The sequence below is a fragment of the Vibrio sp. GLN_1 genome, from assembly GCF_043106015.1.
Lineage (GTDB): Bacteria > Pseudomonadota > Gammaproteobacteria > Enterobacterales > Vibrionaceae > Vibrio > Vibrio parahaemolyticus.
Map to the genome: position 1 here is coordinate 61,225 of NZ_JBICMD010000030.1, position 15,603 is coordinate 76,827.

The 15,603-nt window shown below is 43.5% G+C and carries 13 protein-coding genes; 6 read left to right on the forward strand and 7 right to left on the reverse strand.

Annotated elements, in window-relative coordinates; all coding sequences use genetic code 11:
- Positions 1-12 precede the first annotated feature (12 nt).
- The 3 genes from ACF8OV_RS13150 to ACF8OV_RS13160 are packed head-to-tail and all read left to right on the forward strand — an operon-like array spanning position 13 to position 2,798.
- Positions 13-882, forward strand: coding sequence for a phosphorothioated DNA-binding restriction endonuclease (locus ACF8OV_RS13150; protein WP_130240363.1), 870 nt, complete (start codon positions 13-15; stop codon positions 880-882).
- Between the two features lie 43 nt (positions 883-925).
- A complete protein-coding gene (locus ACF8OV_RS13155; RefSeq protein WP_053320917.1) occupies positions 926-1,588 on the forward strand; it encodes a hypothetical protein in 663 nt (220 codons plus the stop codon).
- The gene (locus tag ACF8OV_RS13160) at positions 1,581-2,798 is read left to right on the forward strand and encodes a DGQHR domain-containing protein (RefSeq protein ID WP_130240364.1); all 1,218 of its coding nucleotides are present in this window, start codon (positions 1,581-1,583) and stop codon (positions 2,796-2,798) included. The genes ACF8OV_RS13155 and ACF8OV_RS13160 overlap by 8 nt, the downstream gene beginning before the upstream one ends.
- 73 nt (positions 2,799-2,871) lie before the next feature.
- Here the strand turns inward: ACF8OV_RS13160 and dndE are convergent, their stop codons facing one another.
- From dndE to ACF8OV_RS13185, 5 genes are all read right to left on the reverse strand, one after another.
- A complete protein-coding gene (dndE, locus tag ACF8OV_RS13165) occupies positions 2,872-3,225 on the reverse strand; it encodes a DNA sulfur modification protein DndE (protein ID WP_130240365.1) in 354 nt (117 codons plus the stop codon).
- Positions 3,225-5,234 carry a DNA sulfur modification protein DndD gene (gene dndD, locus ACF8OV_RS13170; protein WP_258482980.1) on the reverse strand — a complete coding sequence of 670 codons (2,010 nt, stop codon included), beginning with the start codon at positions 5,232-5,234 and terminating at the stop codon, positions 3,225-3,227. The genes dndE and dndD overlap by 1 nt, the downstream gene beginning before the upstream one ends.
- Positions 5,235-5,242: 8 nt before the next feature.
- Positions 5,243-6,874: a DNA phosphorothioation system sulfurtransferase DndC gene (locus ACF8OV_RS13175; protein ID WP_258482981.1), complete on the reverse strand. Its 1,632-nt coding sequence runs from the start codon at positions 6,872-6,874 to the stop codon at positions 5,243-5,245.
- Entirely contained in the window at positions 6,871-7,950 is a 1,080-nt protein-coding gene (gene dndB, locus ACF8OV_RS13180) for a DNA sulfur modification protein DndB (protein ID WP_022591085.1), read from the reverse strand. The genes ACF8OV_RS13175 and dndB overlap by 4 nt, the downstream gene beginning before the upstream one ends.
- 197 nt (positions 7,951-8,147) lie before the next feature.
- Positions 8,148-10,184 (reverse strand): DNA phosphorothioation-associated putative methyltransferase, encoded by a 2,037-nt coding sequence (locus tag ACF8OV_RS13185; protein WP_276446823.1) that lies wholly within the window; start codon positions 10,182-10,184, stop codon positions 8,148-8,150.
- Between the two features lie 396 nt (positions 10,185-10,580).
- Between ACF8OV_RS13185 and ACF8OV_RS13190 the strand changes: the two genes are divergently transcribed.
- From ACF8OV_RS13190 to ACF8OV_RS13200, 3 genes are read left to right on the forward strand one after another with little or no spacing between them, the layout of a single operon-like run.
- Positions 10,581-10,772: an AlpA family transcriptional regulator gene (locus tag ACF8OV_RS13190; RefSeq protein WP_025630236.1), complete on the forward strand. Its 192-nt coding sequence runs from the start codon at positions 10,581-10,583 to the stop codon at positions 10,770-10,772.
- 12 nt (positions 10,773-10,784) lie between these two features.
- Entirely contained in the window at positions 10,785-12,458 is a 1,674-nt protein-coding gene (locus ACF8OV_RS13195) for a DUF927 domain-containing protein (protein WP_276446822.1), read from the forward strand.
- 60 nt (positions 12,459-12,518) lie between these two features.
- Complete coding sequence (locus ACF8OV_RS13200; protein ID WP_129830540.1) at positions 12,519-12,854, forward strand: helix-turn-helix domain-containing protein; 336 nt, start codon at positions 12,519-12,521, stop codon at positions 12,852-12,854.
- 19 nt (positions 12,855-12,873) lie between these two features.
- On the opposite strand, the gene ACF8OV_RS13205 is transcribed toward ACF8OV_RS13200, so the two are convergent.
- On the reverse strand, positions 12,874-14,052 hold the full coding sequence (locus ACF8OV_RS13205) for a site-specific integrase (RefSeq protein ID WP_239838811.1): 1,179 nt from the start codon (positions 14,050-14,052) through the stop codon (positions 12,874-12,876).
- 171 nt (positions 14,053-14,223) lie between these two features.
- Entirely contained in the window at positions 14,224-15,585 is a 1,362-nt protein-coding gene (mnmE, locus tag ACF8OV_RS13210; protein ID WP_005458483.1) for a tRNA uridine-5-carboxymethylaminomethyl(34) synthesis GTPase MnmE, read from the reverse strand.
- Positions 15,586-15,603 lie beyond the last annotated feature (18 nt).

Here is a 15,603-nt window from a genome sequence, read left to right on the forward strand (position 1 = left end):
CCTGGTAGGTTTATGGAGCTTTCTGAAAAAATTCAGTTGATTTCACGCTGGCGGAGAGGGGACCAAAGGGCCCCTCACAAGCCTTTGATGTTGTTATATGCACTGTCTGAGTACAAGCAGGGCCACCAGCGCCTATTCCGGTTTCAGGATGAAGTAGACCAGCAAGTCAAAGACTTGCTGGTGCAATACGGCCCAACCAGGAAGGCTTACCATCCTGAGTACCCATTTTGGCGTTTAGCCAATGAAAAAGAGCCATTTTGGGAACTTATCAATGGGGAAGAGTGCATTCCACGTAAGAGCAACACCGACCCCAAAAAGTCAGAGCTGATCAAATACAATGTGATGGCTGGCTTTGATGAAGAGTCATTTCGGACAATTCTCGCAAACCCAAAGCTGATTGATGATATTGCGTCAAAGATCATTCAGGATAATTTCCCTGAGACATTACAAGAAGAGCTGTTTGTGCGATTCGGCTTTGAGGTGAATACCTCTGCCAAGTCGAGAGACCCAGAATTTCGTAGAAAAGTACTTCGTGCTTATAACTATAAGTGTGCCGTGTGCGGTTTTGATTTGGCATTGGATACAGTGCCGCTTGCCATTGAAGCTGCTCACATCAAATGGAAACAATTTTTCGGTCCGTGTGAGGTTTCAAATGGTATTGCGCTTTGTAGCATTCATCACAAGGCTCTGGATCGCGGGGCGATTACGCTAGATAGCCATTTCAAGGTCAACGTTTCTCCTGCTGTTACAGGTGGAGAGTTGGTTGAAAGGTTGATTTGGGATTTTGAAGGTAAATCGATTAGGTTACCTAGGGAGTCATTTCATTATCCAGCTGAGAATGTGCTGGAGTGGCATATTAGTGAGGTTTTTAAATCTTTATAGATATCAAATATTAATATTTACTGGTTATGGTAGGGTGTAATAGATGAAGTTTATTAAAAACCTAAAAACAAAAAAGAAAGCCGAGATTCATATCTATCAAAGTGTTGTGAGCGCATGCCTTGAGCGATTATTTGACATGATATTTTGTGCGCGTTTTATGTTTTTTGCGATAGTTACTATTGCTATTGGAACTACGGGCATTTGGGTCCCTGTACTTTTTCAGATCGATCTTAGCTCTGTGAAATCGATATGTGAAACTATTCAAGCTTCTCTCGGTGAGGAAGGTGTTTCTATGCCTGCCGTTAGTTTGTGCAGTAAACCTAGAGTTATTGGTTTGGAAAATTTCTCAATGTTTATGTATGTAGTTGGTATTCTCGGAATGCTTGCGGCAGAGTTTTTCATTAAAGGAAAAGCAAAAGCTATGGAAGAAAGTGACGTTAAACTAGCACTACTTTCTTTTTGTATGCTTGTTTGGTTTTTGGCTCTTGCTTTGTCTTTTTGGGGGCTCAAAATGCCAACAGAAGATACATGGCAATTGAAAGTAAGTGTCTGGTTGACGGTGTCATTGTGGCTTAGCTCTATTTATACGGATGGAGGCTTTCATCGAGATTCATTGAAAGTGTTGTCGGGCGATACTTCAAGTAAGGGGGATAATAAGTCTCAAGCAAAAGGTAGTGATTTTATGGGAGATGGGATGAATGATTGATTTAAAGTTATCTGAGAATGAATTCTTGGCTTTTAGAGTAGATCAGCCTTTTGGCTCATTTTTCACAGTAAAATTAACAGCAGAATTTTTGCTCGAACGCTCTTATTCTAAATCTGCAGATCTTATCGGAGATGAAATAACGGGTAGCCAACGAAAATTACGAAGTAGGCGCATGGATGAGATTAGAGATTTTATTGATAGTGATGAAGCATCTTTTCCCAACTCTATAATACTAGCTGCCAATTATGATTCCGATGACGTTTTGGCTGATGAAGACGATCGATGGACAGTTGAAGCAATAAATGAGGAGTTGTCGCTATATAAGCTGAAGATTCCATCAACAAAAAAAGTTTGTTCTGTAGTTGATGGTCAGCATAGACTCTTTTCATTTGAACGTTCAAAAAATAAAGATATGCAGTTAAACTGCTCTTTATTCTTAGATCTTGTCCCGTCATTACAAGCTTCAGTTTTTGCTACGATCAATTTTAACCAATCTCCTGTTGATAAGAGCTTAGCGTACAACTTATTTGGTTATCAGCTAGATACTCTAGATTCAGAGTATTGGTCTCCAGATTTGCTAGCTGTAAACTTATGCAGATTTTTCTCGGAAAATGAAGATTCATTTTTTTATGGTCATATAAATTATCGATTGGCGCAAAGAAATGTCCAAGAAAAGTACTGGGTAATATCCACAGCGTCTTTTGTAGACGGTGTCGTTTCTTTAATTAGTAAGAATCCTAAAGAAGATAGGTATAAAATTAATAGAAAAGGTATGCTTGGGCTTGCTGGAAGAAAAGTACTATCTCCAGATGATGAATACGCTCTACGGCAATATTATATATCTGGAAATGATGTAGCGATTAAGCAAGCTATAGACATATTCTTTTCCTCATTGCAGAGCGTTTTTAATATTGCAGATGATAACAAGCACGTTCTAGTGTCGACAATTGGTATTAAAGCTCTATTTAAAATACTTGGTGACTATCTCAAGATAAACGGTGTCAATAAAACATCCCTTAGTGAAGTAAATAAATATTTTGAACGGTTAAAAAAAATTGATTTAGACAATCGTCAATTTTTTTCCTCTAGCACTAAAGGGCAGAAAAGGTTATATAATTGTATGTATTCGGTATTTTTTGATGTAAATATAGATTCTTTAGCTAGAGATGATGAACTGGCCGAGTATCGAAAAGTACTGAATCCGTCATAAACAGAATATAATTGAAATTAACTGGCTTATGGTTACAAGTGATAACTAATAAGCCAGTTTTGGTGTTATCTAATCACTCTCGTAGCGAGATGGATATGTCCGATAAAGAGCGATAGTTTCTAATTCCTGCTATCCCATCCTCAACATGTGCAGCCCAAGCTTGTTGGTATTCTTTACTATCAAGCTCTGGGTAGTACATTTTTAAAACTAACTCAGTAACATCGCTAGTCTCACCAAGCCAAGTATACTTATCCAAAACAAGCGAGCCGTCTAATTTGGCTTCTTGACCTTGGTATCGGAAGTCACTTTCGATCGAGCGGAAAAAGGCTATGCGAGCAGACACGTTAGGTGTAATCCCTGTGTAGGCTTTGAGCTTTTTCAATTGCTCTTCAGTTGAACGAGCTAGGTTCATACGATTAGGTAACATTACACAGCCTCCTTAGTTGTTTCTCTCCAGAAGTAACCTTCCTTCAAGGTTGAAGACTTAGTTGTACCGTCAAAACAGATTTCGTAAGTGCGAGCAATATCGTCTTGAATAAGGCTGGTGTAGTTTCTATCGATCTCGGTATCCGTTGATAGAATCACAACTTGGTGGCTGGCGGTAGGGAAGTAATTTTCCACCAGCTTGTCTCTATGATGCGAATCCAAACGACCCAATGGCGTATCTATAATAATTGGTAGCTTACGGCCTGAAGTGCGGCCGAGAGCCTCTAGGATTGATATCGCATAGATTTGCTTTTCACCCGCAGACATTGCTTTGCGATTGATTTTAATGCCATGCTCATCCATCAACTCAACATCAAATGTTGTTGGATTAATTGAAGCAGATAGCTGTAAATCTTCTTTACGAGCTAGCTTCTTGTAAGACTGGACGAACTCGTTCTCTAACTGCTTGACGCGAGCTTTAGTTAACTGCTCACCAAATTTCTCAAGCAATAAGATAGAGTTTTGAGCATTGCTAATGCTCTGCTCTTTATTGGATTGATCTTTATTTTTATCGTGTAGCTTCTGAATTTGACGAGCTGCCTCTAGTGCTTGGCGCAATTCGCGTTTTGCTTCCTCAAGCAGAGCATGATATTCGATAATCAGTTTTTCTTTTTTCTTGTCTAATGCCCGTACATCTGCAAAAAGCTCCTGCACCTGTTCTTGCTCAGGGGCTCGTGCAATATTATTTGATGCGTTATCGATCTCTTCTTCTACTTTTTGAAGGCGCACTCGTGCTTCATCGAAACGTGAAAAAGACTCTTTAGACAGATTAGAGAGTTGATAGTCAATAGTATTCGCTTGACGGTCGGAGATATCCAAAAGCAGCTCGGCAGAATCAAACTCACCCACGTGTGCTTTAAAGCTATCAGCAATCGCATTTTGAGCCATCTCTGTATCAAAACTTGGGTACTTTGAACGCAGTGTTTCTAAGAATGAGTCCAGCTCATTGCCAAAGTTCTGTTTCTTCTTAATCTGTTGTTCTTGCTTGATCTGAGTTTGAAGGCGCTGCATTGCATTAGGTGCTAGTGCGAATGGAAGACACGTCTCCATCTCCATGCGGATTTGCTTTTCAAGCTCGACTTTCTCTTTAAGTAAGCTATCTACTTTTTGTTGCTCATCTTCTCGAGTTTTAGCCCAAGCGCCGCCGTTTTGAGATAACTTATTCTCTAGACTAAGAATATCGCGTGATACGAGCTCAATTTGTGCATCAACGATGTCCGCTTCACCGCGAAGTTTCTCTGCATTGCGCTCGTGGCTGATACGTTGCTCATCAAGAGAATCCATTTCCTCTTTTAACGATTGGCTTAGTGCACTAGAACCCTGTTTCTTCAAGAAGATATTTAAGTCACTCTTGAGCTTTGCGATTACATCTAAACCGAGTAGGCGACGTACTGCTGTTTTGAGTATGCTGCCAGATTCATCTTCCGCTAGTTCCGCGATTTTCTCGCCGTCGAAGAAGAACAGGTCAGCAATGCCCGTTGGAATCAGTTCATTAAGGAAGCCTTGGCACTGATCGTAGTTGAGCTCTGGTATTTGGACGCCATCTTTTTCAAGACACAGGCTATCTTTCTTACCACGCTTCCAACCACGAATGATTTTGTAGGTATTTTCTGCGCCGTTTTGGCTATATTTGAACTCAAGCTCAACTGAAGCGTTATCTTGCACGCCTCCATGACCTACGCCTTTGTGAATAAGGTCAGATAGAGCTTCAACATATTCGCCGTTGGAAAGGACTTGGCTAAAAGATTGACGCCCAAATAGAGCTAAACGCACAGCAGTTAGGATCGACGTTTTACCAGCACCGTTCAAACCACCAAACAAAATAATAGGTCGTTCAGTACCTTCAATAGGGCCATTTCTACTCAGACGAGCTGGAGCAGGGCGCAAGTCGATTTCATGTACGCCGCGGAACACTCGAAAGTTATTGAGAGTTAGTTTTGTAATTAACATTTCAGTATTTAAAACTCTTTGTGAAGCAGCTTATCTAGCTCTGCAAGTTGGTCGTTGTAGCGCTCGATCTCTTTTTGGTGAATATCAAACTCAGCTTTGCTCTGAAGTGAAGCATGCTTTTGTTTGATTTCTTCTAAGCTTCCCCAATCTCGTTTTAATAGCGATGCGATTTTATTGGAAATGCCACTACGACGGCTTAAGCCTTCCATCGAGACTTCTAGCTCTATAAGCTTCATGATCATCTCTGGTGCAATATCAAAGTTGTCACAAAGCTCATGGATGAGTTGAGCGTCATCTTTACCAAAGCTTGCGTTATCGTCATATACCCAATCAAGGTCGTAACCGTAAACTTCTTTGAAAATTGTAGGTAGAGAATCGTCCCAATCTGGCTCATTTGGATCATGAATCCATTCTTGACGAATAGCATGAAGTTCAGGTACGGTGATTAGCTCTATCTCTCTTCCTTCCGCTTTAAATTTCTTATCCATCTCGAGCAACTCTCGTAACCACTGACGGCGATACTTCAGCCAGTACGGTCCAGGGACGTGCTTACGCTCAGTTGCGATGTCTTCGCCTTCTTTTGCGTATTGATAGCTAACTTTACCAGTGCGACGTTTATGATTTCGGTACTCTTCTTTGTTGGCAGGATCGGTTGTCATTGACAACTTATTACGGAATTCAAGGAGGGGAGCCATCCACTCTTCACCATTCTGGATAAGGCTTTCCATTGCACGGTCTTTGGTTACGACCGTACATGTCCAGCAACCAAAGCGAGAGTTACCACAGGACGGTGTTGTCTCATCAATGACCATTGGACATTCGCCTTGACCAGAGGAGTCTTTGTAGAGGTTCCACAGCACAAGATTTTTGCCGCCCCATGGGTTTTCCCATTCAAGATCATATTTATCGATCCAAATGTTTTTAGGTCCGTAAGGTGTTTGTTTCGTTTCTAAATGACAAAGACGCAGTAACTTCCATACATCGTCAACACCCCATGTATCGATGGGGGTAAAAATGAACGCATTCGCAAGTGTTGTATGGCGGGCTAATCGTGAACCGTCAATTTTGTGTTTCGCTATGACCTGCGCGCGTGATGCACTCTCTTGGCTACGAGAGCCAAGTACAACAATCACTTCGTCAAACTGTGAGACTTTAGACTTGATAAAGTCACTCACAGGGTCAATCTTCATTCGCTCTGTACACCAACGGAAAGAGCGTGTTGGCGCTGGGTAGCCTTTACCAAGCAAGTTGGCCCAAAACGTTTGATTGTCTTTAGGGACGACTTTATGGCAAGTGATTGGTAGGTTATCGCGCTTTGCGCCTTTCTCTATAGCGGCTAACGAGTCTTTGATGTGGTTAACGACGACGGGTGTTTCAACTAGTGTGTCTGAAGATACAACAAAGACAGGCTTGTGGCGGTCTTTGGGTTCCAAACCAAGCAGTGCCAAGTAAACCAACGACATAACTGCTGATGAGTCTTTACCACCACTGTAACCAATTACCCATGGACGTTTGTCCGCACAGTAAACACGCTGAACGTCAGCAATATAGTGGCTTAATTTGTTATTAGCGAAGTCTTCTGCATTGATAAAGTCTTCGTACTCGGCTAGGTCTTCTGCCAATTGTAGCTCGTGTATCATGATAACTGCTTCTCTAGAGCTTTTTCTTCAGGGGTTAGTGGTAACCCAAGTTCAATTTTTAATGCGTTGGCGGTAAGTTGGATATTCGTCGTCGACTTACTCAATTTTCCGTGGTTCATGCTTCGTTTAATCCACTCTGGGTTGGTTTTTAACCAGTTTACGTTTGCCAACTGTTGTAGTTTCTGTTTCCAATTGTTTGGCTCCTGGCAAAGGAGGTGCTTACCCAAAACACCAATGGCATGTAAGCCAACACCATGTGCATGAATGTACTCTTGTCTTAGTTGTGCAGGTGATACTTCTTTGTCTATTACCATCTGCCAATCTTTTATATGGCGAGTAACTTCAGCCCAAAACTCAGCAGCAAGTTTTTTTTCGTCTTCGTTGAAGCCGTCTTTTGGCCCTTTACTCAACAGTGCTCGGGTAGATTGTTTGATGCTACTTAATGTGAAAAGTTTATTTGATTTTGGGCTGATGCTGGATTTCTCCATTTCAGTCAGACCTACGAATGGTTTTACTTTGGTCGCTAATTCACGAGCGAGTTCTGAACTTTCATCTCTGTGGTCGTAAAGCGTACCCAGAGATGGACTTGGTTTGACGGCATACTTGTTTAGATCAGCAAACATTTGTTGGCTTCTATCTAACCCTTCATCGATAAAGAACAAGACAGGAATATTGTCTTGGCCCAGATCGGGATTTTCTTTTAGAGCTTCTTCGATTGCTTTACGCCTATGCTGACCATCATTGATCAGGATTTGAGCGTCCATAGGGATTTGAAGTGTTCCCAAATTCGGAGCACCTTGGTGATCGTGAAAAGAAATATTGACTCCAACTGAAGCCGTTAATGCCGAAAATACATACTCTTTCGGGTTGTCGAGCAAGTACTTCACCATTTCAGGGATCCGAGTTTTGTTAAGCGTTCTTTGAGCTCGCAACTCTGGAGGGACATCATCTTCGTTATAGCTGAATATCTTAGGGATAATCCGAAGAGGGCATGTCGCAATGTAAAACGGACGACCTGCTTGAATGCCTCTGACAGCGGGAAAAGAGTAGCAATAGCCGGAATCTTGATTTTGCATAGTTGGCTCGAAGGTTATGTTATTTGTCCATGACATTTAATATAGATGGTATGTCATTTTTTGACAAAGCTAATCTTTGAGTTTGTGATATTGTGTGTTTGTTATGTTTTATTATTGGTGGGTATGACAAACCAAGTCGGACATTCTACAGGTATCAGGATCAGATTTCTATGGGGTGCTTGGCTTTTAAACTCTTTTTACGAAAGCGAGTGTGCCCTTAAGGTAAAGCCTTTGATTTCCTTGTTATGCTTTCCAAGCAAGACCTCAAATTCAGCGCGAACCATGTGGCTTTCTTCGGTTGGTTCAAAATCTAATAAGGTGGCTAAGCGTTTATCAAAGCTCAGTTGCTTTTTGTAGTTCTCGTGTTCGGGGGGCATGTAAAGATGCTTGTTTAACAGAGGCGGTCTACGCTTTTCATTCACATAATCAAAGAAGTCGATATCTTGTTCTGCCATTTTTATTTTTATGCGCTCAACTAAAAACGGTACGGAATGCTCGAAGTTATCATAAGCGGTTAAGGTGAGTTTACCTGACGTGATATGGATTTTGACAAGATCTATTTCTTCATCCAGTTCCCCGTACATCTGTAAACCTGCCCCCACGTATACACGTAGCAGCAAAGGTAAATCATCAATATAGTCTCGGTGTAGGATGATGGAATGCCCTTCATTCAATAAACTCGCGGGTAGTTGTTTGTGGGCCTTTTCACATTGCGTATTGATTAAGCTTGTATCGGCTATCGCAAACAGTAACTCTGCTGCTAAGTTAAGTGCGGTTTTATAATCAGTAAATAGTGCCTTGATGTCACGCTTGAGTGATTCGGGGTGCTGAGTATAAGGCTTTCTTTTTTCAAAGAGTCCCATGGTGAAGTAAAGCAGCAGGTCCTCTTTACGGCGTTTTTCTGCCTTTTCGAACTCTTTGGTATCGAACATTTCCTGAAGTAAACCAAACACTTTTTTATGAGAACCAATTAGACTTCTCACTTCTTCAGAACGGTTAAATTCGTCATTCGCCGGTACCCGGCCAAGTTCCAGACATACGTTCCAAAAATCATCAAACAGAGTGCTGTTTTGGCTAATGACCAACTTGGCTTTATCTTTACTCTCTATAGGCTGAGGCGATGTCAGTTGATGCCAAGTATGGTGCCGCTGGTACTTACTTTGGAGGTAACGTTGTTCTTCTAGCTTATCTTTGAATATGTAGAAGATGCCCGGTGCAACAGCAATAGCATCCTCTTGCAAAGAGCGTTCTAGGTACCCCTTGAATTCTGATTGTGCGTAGTATTTTTGGAATGTGTTTCTCGACGTAATCACTCCGTCTTTATAGGGTTGGAACTGCGCAATATACGAATCGTTGGCCAGCATTACCGAGACGACCAGTACTTTGTTTGCGAGCTCCCAAGCGCTCAATAGTGCTTCAAGACGTTCATCTTGGTCTTCGATAACATTTAGGACAAACCCCAAGTTCACAATGTCCGAACTGACTTTATCGTTATCAGGCGAGAAAACCGGGTCCCAGCCCAACGCATCGAGCCCGTGTGCTTCAAGCTCTCTCAGGTCATCCCCTCGACCACATCCGTAATCGAAAATAGAAAACCGCCCATCTAGGTAACCTTGCTTCGCCAATGTCTTCATTGGGCCTGATAGCTCATGGCGTACAATGGCGGTTTTGTGGCGATCTATCCCAGGCTCTTGTTGAGTATCACTCAATGTATCCGGTTCGGCTTTCAGTATCCTCCCATCGACTAACTGGTATCCTTTTTTTTGGATCAAATTTAACCACGACTGTTTGAAGCCAATAGTGCGGGTGTTCTCGTATAGGCCCGCCTCCTCCCCTTCTTTAGTTAGCGCGGTGAAGAGCTCAAAATGGTCACTTCCTGGTAGAATCATCGTCTCTTTTCGATGCAGGATCGGTGGATTTTCTGAAGAGCGATAGCAAGTCACTTTATGACTAAGTTTGCTCAGATCTACATTCAGGCTCTGCTCTAACGTTGGGTAGGAGTCGGTATAAAAGGTCGGGTAGTTCAACAACGATAAACGGAATTCCTTTTTAAACAGCTTAATGAGGTTCCATTGGTTGTCCGGTAAATTCACCGCTTGAGCAACCGCCGGTACGAACTTTTTTAGTGCGTCTGGAAGCTCACTCATAGCATCTCTATGTAGGTAAATAGCGTCGGGAAGTTGTTTTCCGATATTAATTTGTTTTACAAGTTGCTTAAATGATTGAAAGTCCATCTTTTAGTAGTGATTCCAGTTTGCAGAGCCAAATAGATATTTTAGCTTTATTGTTAACGGGTTCGCCCAACCAATCAGACATGTTTGACAGTAATTATAAAAACCTCCATTTTCACATGTGAAAGTAAGTATCTAATCACTATACGTTAACCATTGGAACAGCTTAACGCATTAGCGGAGGACTTAATGCATAGCGTTTTGTAGCTTGATTATTAACGGTGAAGCAGCGCCGAATCGCATTACTACATCATTATCTGATACTTATTTCTTTTTTGACTCATCCTGGCTCCAGCTTTATTGCTCTAGTTGCCCAAAATGGGCCTGAGCATCGCGCGCCTTTGCATCGCTCACCCTGCAAACTATTTCTTGATTACCCATTAACTGTCAGGAGTAGTTATGACCGAACAAAAACAATCAAATCAGCTATTAAGCTATCAAGAAGTTTGTCAGTTAACTCAGCTGTCTCAGGCAACCATTCGCCGCTATGTGAAAAATGGTTCTTTTCCATCTCCAGTGAATTTATCGCCTGGTGCTCGAAGTGTGAGATTTCGTGTTGAAGACGTGCAGAAGTGGCTTTTGAGCCTGTGATAGGGAGGTCATATGAAGTTTCGTCATCATCATGATCAACTACAGTATTTCTGCCGTGAGCGAGGCTGGCGTTCGTTGAGCTCTTCGGTCAAGGTTCTTGCTAGAACGCGTTCACCTGATCGGAAGTCAGGGTTCAGTGCTTGCATTGAAATCATCAATATGGACAGGCAGACGATTCGAATGATAGTGCCTGCCAGAAAGATCATGGGAGGGATCAACTATCAATTAAGAGATGAATTATTCGATACCGGTTTTTGGCTGGAGCCAGAGCAAACTGCATGGAATATGGTCCAGCGCTATTTGCGGGAAGAGCTCAAAGCGGCGGAAACGGCCTTTTGTGTTACAAGAACAGGTTGGCATGACAAGGTGTTCGTTACTCCGGAGAAAAGTTTTGGACGGTCAGATGAGTCCTACTATTTTTCTGGTGGGATGGCTGATTCACTCTGTTTAGCAGAAGGGAGCTTAGCGGAATGGCAAAGTGAAGTCGGTTCATTGTTGGTCGGTAACCCCTTGCTCATATTTTCTATTGGAGTTGCGTTGGCCGCACCGCTTCTCAAGCCAGTAGGGATGGAAAGTGCGGCATTCCATATCATGGGGCCGTCTTCGTCGGGGAAATCTGTCACATCGTTTGTTGCGGCGTCTGTTTATGCTGATAAGTCTTATATCAAGTCTTGGAAAACAACCGCTAACGGTATTGAGGCGGTTGCATCGGAACATCATGACATGCTGCTTGTGTTAGATGAGCTAGGGTTGTGCTCTGCGGAAGAAGCCAGTTCTGCGGCTTATCAAATCGTCAACGGATGTGGGAAGCTGCGAGCAACGGAGACAGGCGGCTTGGCGAATATTGCCAATTGGCGGACGTTGACCTTGAGTAATGGAGAGATTGGCCTGACAGAGCTGATGGAGTCCTCAGGTTATCAAGTGAAAGCAGGTCAGCTGATTCGAGTCATCGAAATTCCTGCCGAAGAGCGCTTTGGCTGTTTTGCGGATCTACACCGCTTTTCCTCACCATCTCAGTTTGCCGAGCACTTAGAAAAGCAGACTCAAAAGTACTTTGGCACTTTGTTCACGGCTTGGATGACGCTTATTTCAGATAAGCCCGATCTGGAAGTCGTTTTACAGCGTGAAATCGAAACGCTGAGGCAGCATTGGTCTAAAAGCAATTATTCCGGCCAGGTTCATCGGGTCTTGAAGCGATTTGTCCTGGTTGGTGTTGCGTTGTCTGTTGCATCACGAAACCAGTTAGTGCCATGGTCTGAAGAAGAGTCGCTGTATTCCGTATATAGCGTTTTTAGCCGCTGGTTATCTCACAGAGGGCACCAGCATAATCAAGAAACGTATGAGGTGTTAAGTGCTTTGAAACAAGCCATTAGCCATTGGGAAAATAAGCTTCCTGAATTCTGTACGAGCAGATCTTCAAAGTTTGGTTACTGGCGGCAGGATGGTGATGACGTCCAGTGGCTTATCCACAAACAAGAGTTTGTTAAGCAGCTACGACTGCGGCGTCAATACAAGAGTCAATTGAGCCCTTTGATTCACAAAGGGTGGTTTGAAACCAATGAAGATCGTAGAGGAACACTTCGGATTATCGAGAAGAGAAACGGTACTGAGTTTGATCATCGTTTTTTCGCCTTCTGGCCGGAAAAGATCCTCTCTGAGTTGAAGGAGATGGGTATTGATGAATAGTGTACTTCCCAGTTTTCCTACTCTTCCCAGAGACATTCCAATGGGTGAGGAGGGGATACGATGACAACCAACGAGCAAGTTCTTCTTCAATCGATTCTCGCCAAAATAGATCGTGTTGAGCGAGTTGTGTTAGAGCAGCGTTTGCAGCAACAAAAGGTGGAACTCCTTGGAAAGGACATTCTAACCGTTGATGAATGTGCAGCACTACTTGGTTTGTCTACAAATCAGCTGTACAAGTTGACTAGCTCTGCAGAAATACCATTTTTTAAACTTGGTAAGCATCTCCGATTTGAGCGCAAAGCCATCATGAGCTGGGTAGAGCAACAGCGCGTTTCATCTCACCATGAAATAGAAAAAAGGGCAGCAAACTATGTTGCTACCACTTCTCACAAGTAATACTTTCATAGCAGCGGCCTTAGGCCGCTGAATCCTTTCCAGAAGAAGCAAAAATATCAGGGAATGTCAGCATGGCTTCCATTCGGCGTTGTTCAATGATGTCAGCGTAGATCTCTGTTGTTTTGAGTTCACTATGACCGAGCAATCGAGACACTGAGTAAATATCCACGCCTCTGCTCAGTTGGATCACTGCAAACGTATGGCGGCCACTGTGGAATGTAACGTGTTTACTGATTCCAGCAGCTAGGCTCCATCTAAGTAGTTCTACATTCATATAAGAAGAGTATTTCAATCCCTTGAATACGCGCTCGTGAGAGGCTTTGGGGCTACCCAAAAGTGATTCTGCTGACTTTGGTATGTCTAAATACTGAAGGCTCTTAGCATCGCCCTGAGAGAGTTTAGCTTGGTCGAAGATAATTCGCTTGTGATTACTGAATGTCTCTACTTCTGACCAGGTAAGTCTATGGATATCGCACCAACGCATACCCGTCACGCATGAGAATAAAAACGCACGTTTAAGGACAGGATAGCGACACTCCGTTTGGGCTAACGCGTTGACCTCATCCAGTGTTAAATAAACCCGCTTAGTCGTTTTCGCTTTGATACTGGTCACTTGTGAAAGCGGGTTATCGCGAATAATACCTTCTCGATGTGCTTCGTTGATCGCCGCTCGAACTTTATTGAAGTAGGAGCTTTGTGTGTTGCGAGATAGCGGTGTATCACTTTTGGTTTTCGCTTCATTGGTTAGGTAATACTTAAATCCGTCTAACCAGTCTTTATCCAGCTCATCAAAACTAAGATCATGTTTTCCGCAGTAGAGCAGCAGGTGCTTACGAGCTGAAAGCCAGATCGAATGGTTGGAGGTTGAGCTGGTTTGTTCTTTTATGTCAATTTGCCGTTGAAAGTAATCAATGAAGCTAGCTGAGCGCTTGGTTCGATCCTCAAAACCATGCTTCTGAGATTGCCACTCAACCAGTCGTTTACTCTTAATAGTTTCGGCTAGGAGAAGGTGCTCTTTGTTATGTTTTCGCTGAGCTGGTGTTTTGGGTTTGTCATAGATAAACAGATCTAGCACTTCGTATTCACGTTTTCGCTGACGAGATCCGTTTGATTTAGTGGTATAACCGTGGTCATAAATGAGACGCAATGTTCGCGTTCCATCTGCTTTAAGTGTCCGTTTTTCAATGAAAATTTTCATCTTTGTCCCCAATTGGTCCCCAATACGGCATTTATCATGTCATAGGGGACCAACTGGGGACTAGATTTGGCAATTAACGGCAACGGATGGAAACAAACGGCAAATGACGATCTAATAAAATCAGTGTGTTATCTACCGTTGCTTGCTGTTGTTTTCCGTTATTTGCCCACTTTACTTCCCGATACAGAATGAAGAGAAGATACGACCGAGTAGGTCGTCAGAGCTGAACTCCCCGGTTATCTCATTCAAGTGCTGCTGAGTAATGCGTAGCTCTTCGGCAAGGATTTCACCTGCCATATAGCCTTCAAGCTGCTCTTGGCCGATTTGCAGATGCTGGGCTGCGCGTTCTAGTGCGTCCAAGTGACGACGGCGCGCCATAAAGCCACCCTCAGTATTACCTGAGAAACCCATGCACTCTTTTAGGTGGTTACGCAGCGCATCGACACCCGCCCCGGTTTTTGCTGAAAGACGAATCAAAGTGGGATCGTTCACATGACAGATCCCCATATCTTCACCTGTTTGATCCGCTTTGTTGCGGATCACCGTCATGCCAATGCTTTCTGGCAGGCGATCGACAAAATCGGGCCAAATTTCTTTTGGATCGGTGGCGTCGGTCGTCGTGCCATCCACCATAAACAATACGCGGTCGGCTTGCGCGATTTCATCCCAAGCGCGTTCGATACCGATTTTTTCGACTTCATCAGAAGCGTCACGCAAGCCAGCAGTATCGATGATGTGCAAAGGCATACCGTCGATATGGATGTGCTCACGCAGCACGTCACGCGTGGTACCTGCTATGTCTGTTACGATTGCGGACTCTTTGCCCGACAGCGCGTTCAGTAGGCTTGATTTACCCGCATTTGGACGACCAGCAATCACGACTTTCATGCCTTCGCGCATGATCGCGCCTTGGTTCGCTTCTTTGCGTACCGCATCGAGGTTATCGATGATAGCTTGCAGATCTCCTGCAACTTTACCATCGGCAAGAAAATCGATTTCTTCTTCAGGGAAGTCGATGGCCGCTTCCACATAGATGCGAAGATGAATCAGTGATTCCACCAGCGTTTGAATGCGCTGCGAGAACTGGCCTTGTAGCGATTGTAGCGCCGATTTCGCCGCTTCTTCAGAGCTAGCATCAATCAGGTCGGCAATCGCTTCTGCCTGAGTCAAATCCATCTTGTCGTTCAAGAACGCACGTTCCGAGAACTCACCAGGACGGGCTGCTCGTACGCCAGCTATGCCCAGAATACGTTTAATCAGCATATCCATGACCACAGGGCCACCGTGACCTTGCAGTTCTAATACGTCTTCGCCCGTGAACGAGTGCGGGTTAGGGAAGTACAGTGCAATGCCTTGGTCGAGCACCGTGCCATCTTCGGCTTGAAACGGCAGGTATTCAGCGTAACGCGGTTTTAGAGTTTTCCCTGTGACTTCCAATGCCACTTGGTTGGCCTTAGGGCCTGAAACACGAATAATGCCGACACCACCACGACCTGGTGCAGTAGCTTGAGCGACAATCGTATCTGTAGTCATAATCTTGCCTTTTGAGCT

Bases quoted from the DNA above. Each gene is read 5' to 3' on its own strand.
- ACF8OV_RS13155 (WP_053320917.1), top strand. From the start codon at position 926: ATGAAGTTTATTAAAAACCTAAAAACAAAAAAGAAAGCCGAGATTCAT.
- ACF8OV_RS13200 (WP_129830540.1), top strand. From the start codon at position 12,519: ATGACAACCAACGAGCAAGTTCTTCTTCAATCGATTCTCGCCAAAATA.
- mnmE (WP_005458483.1), bottom strand. From the start codon at position 15,585: ATGACTACAGATACGATTGTCGCTCAAGCTACTGCACCAGGTCGTGGT.
- dndB (WP_022591085.1), bottom strand. From the start codon at position 7,950: ATGCAAAATCAAGATTCCGGCTATTGCTACTCTTTTCCCGCTGTCAGA.
- ACF8OV_RS13185 (WP_276446823.1), bottom strand. From the start codon at position 10,184: ATGGACTTTCAATCATTTAAGCAACTTGTAAAACAAATTAATATCGGA.
- ACF8OV_RS13160 (WP_130240364.1), top strand. From the start codon at position 1,581: ATGATTGATTTAAAGTTATCTGAGAATGAATTCTTGGCTTTTAGAGTA.
- ACF8OV_RS13195 (WP_276446822.1), top strand. From the start codon at position 10,785: ATGAAGTTTCGTCATCATCATGATCAACTACAGTATTTCTGCCGTGAG.
- ACF8OV_RS13205 (WP_239838811.1), bottom strand. From the start codon at position 14,052: ATGAAAATTTTCATTGAAAAACGGACACTTAAAGCAGATGGAACGCGA.
- ACF8OV_RS13190 (WP_025630236.1), top strand. From the start codon at position 10,581: ATGACCGAACAAAAACAATCAAATCAGCTATTAAGCTATCAAGAAGTT.
- dndD (WP_258482980.1), bottom strand. From the start codon at position 5,234: ATGTTAATTACAAAACTAACTCTCAATAACTTTCGAGTGTTCCGCGGC.
- ACF8OV_RS13150 (WP_130240363.1), top strand. From the start codon at position 13: ATGGAGCTTTCTGAAAAAATTCAGTTGATTTCACGCTGGCGGAGAGGG.
- dndE (WP_130240365.1), bottom strand. From the start codon at position 3,225: ATGTTACCTAATCGTATGAACCTAGCTCGTTCAACTGAAGAGCAATTG.
- ACF8OV_RS13175 (WP_258482981.1), bottom strand. From the start codon at position 6,874: ATGATACACGAGCTACAATTGGCAGAAGACCTAGCCGAGTACGAAGAC.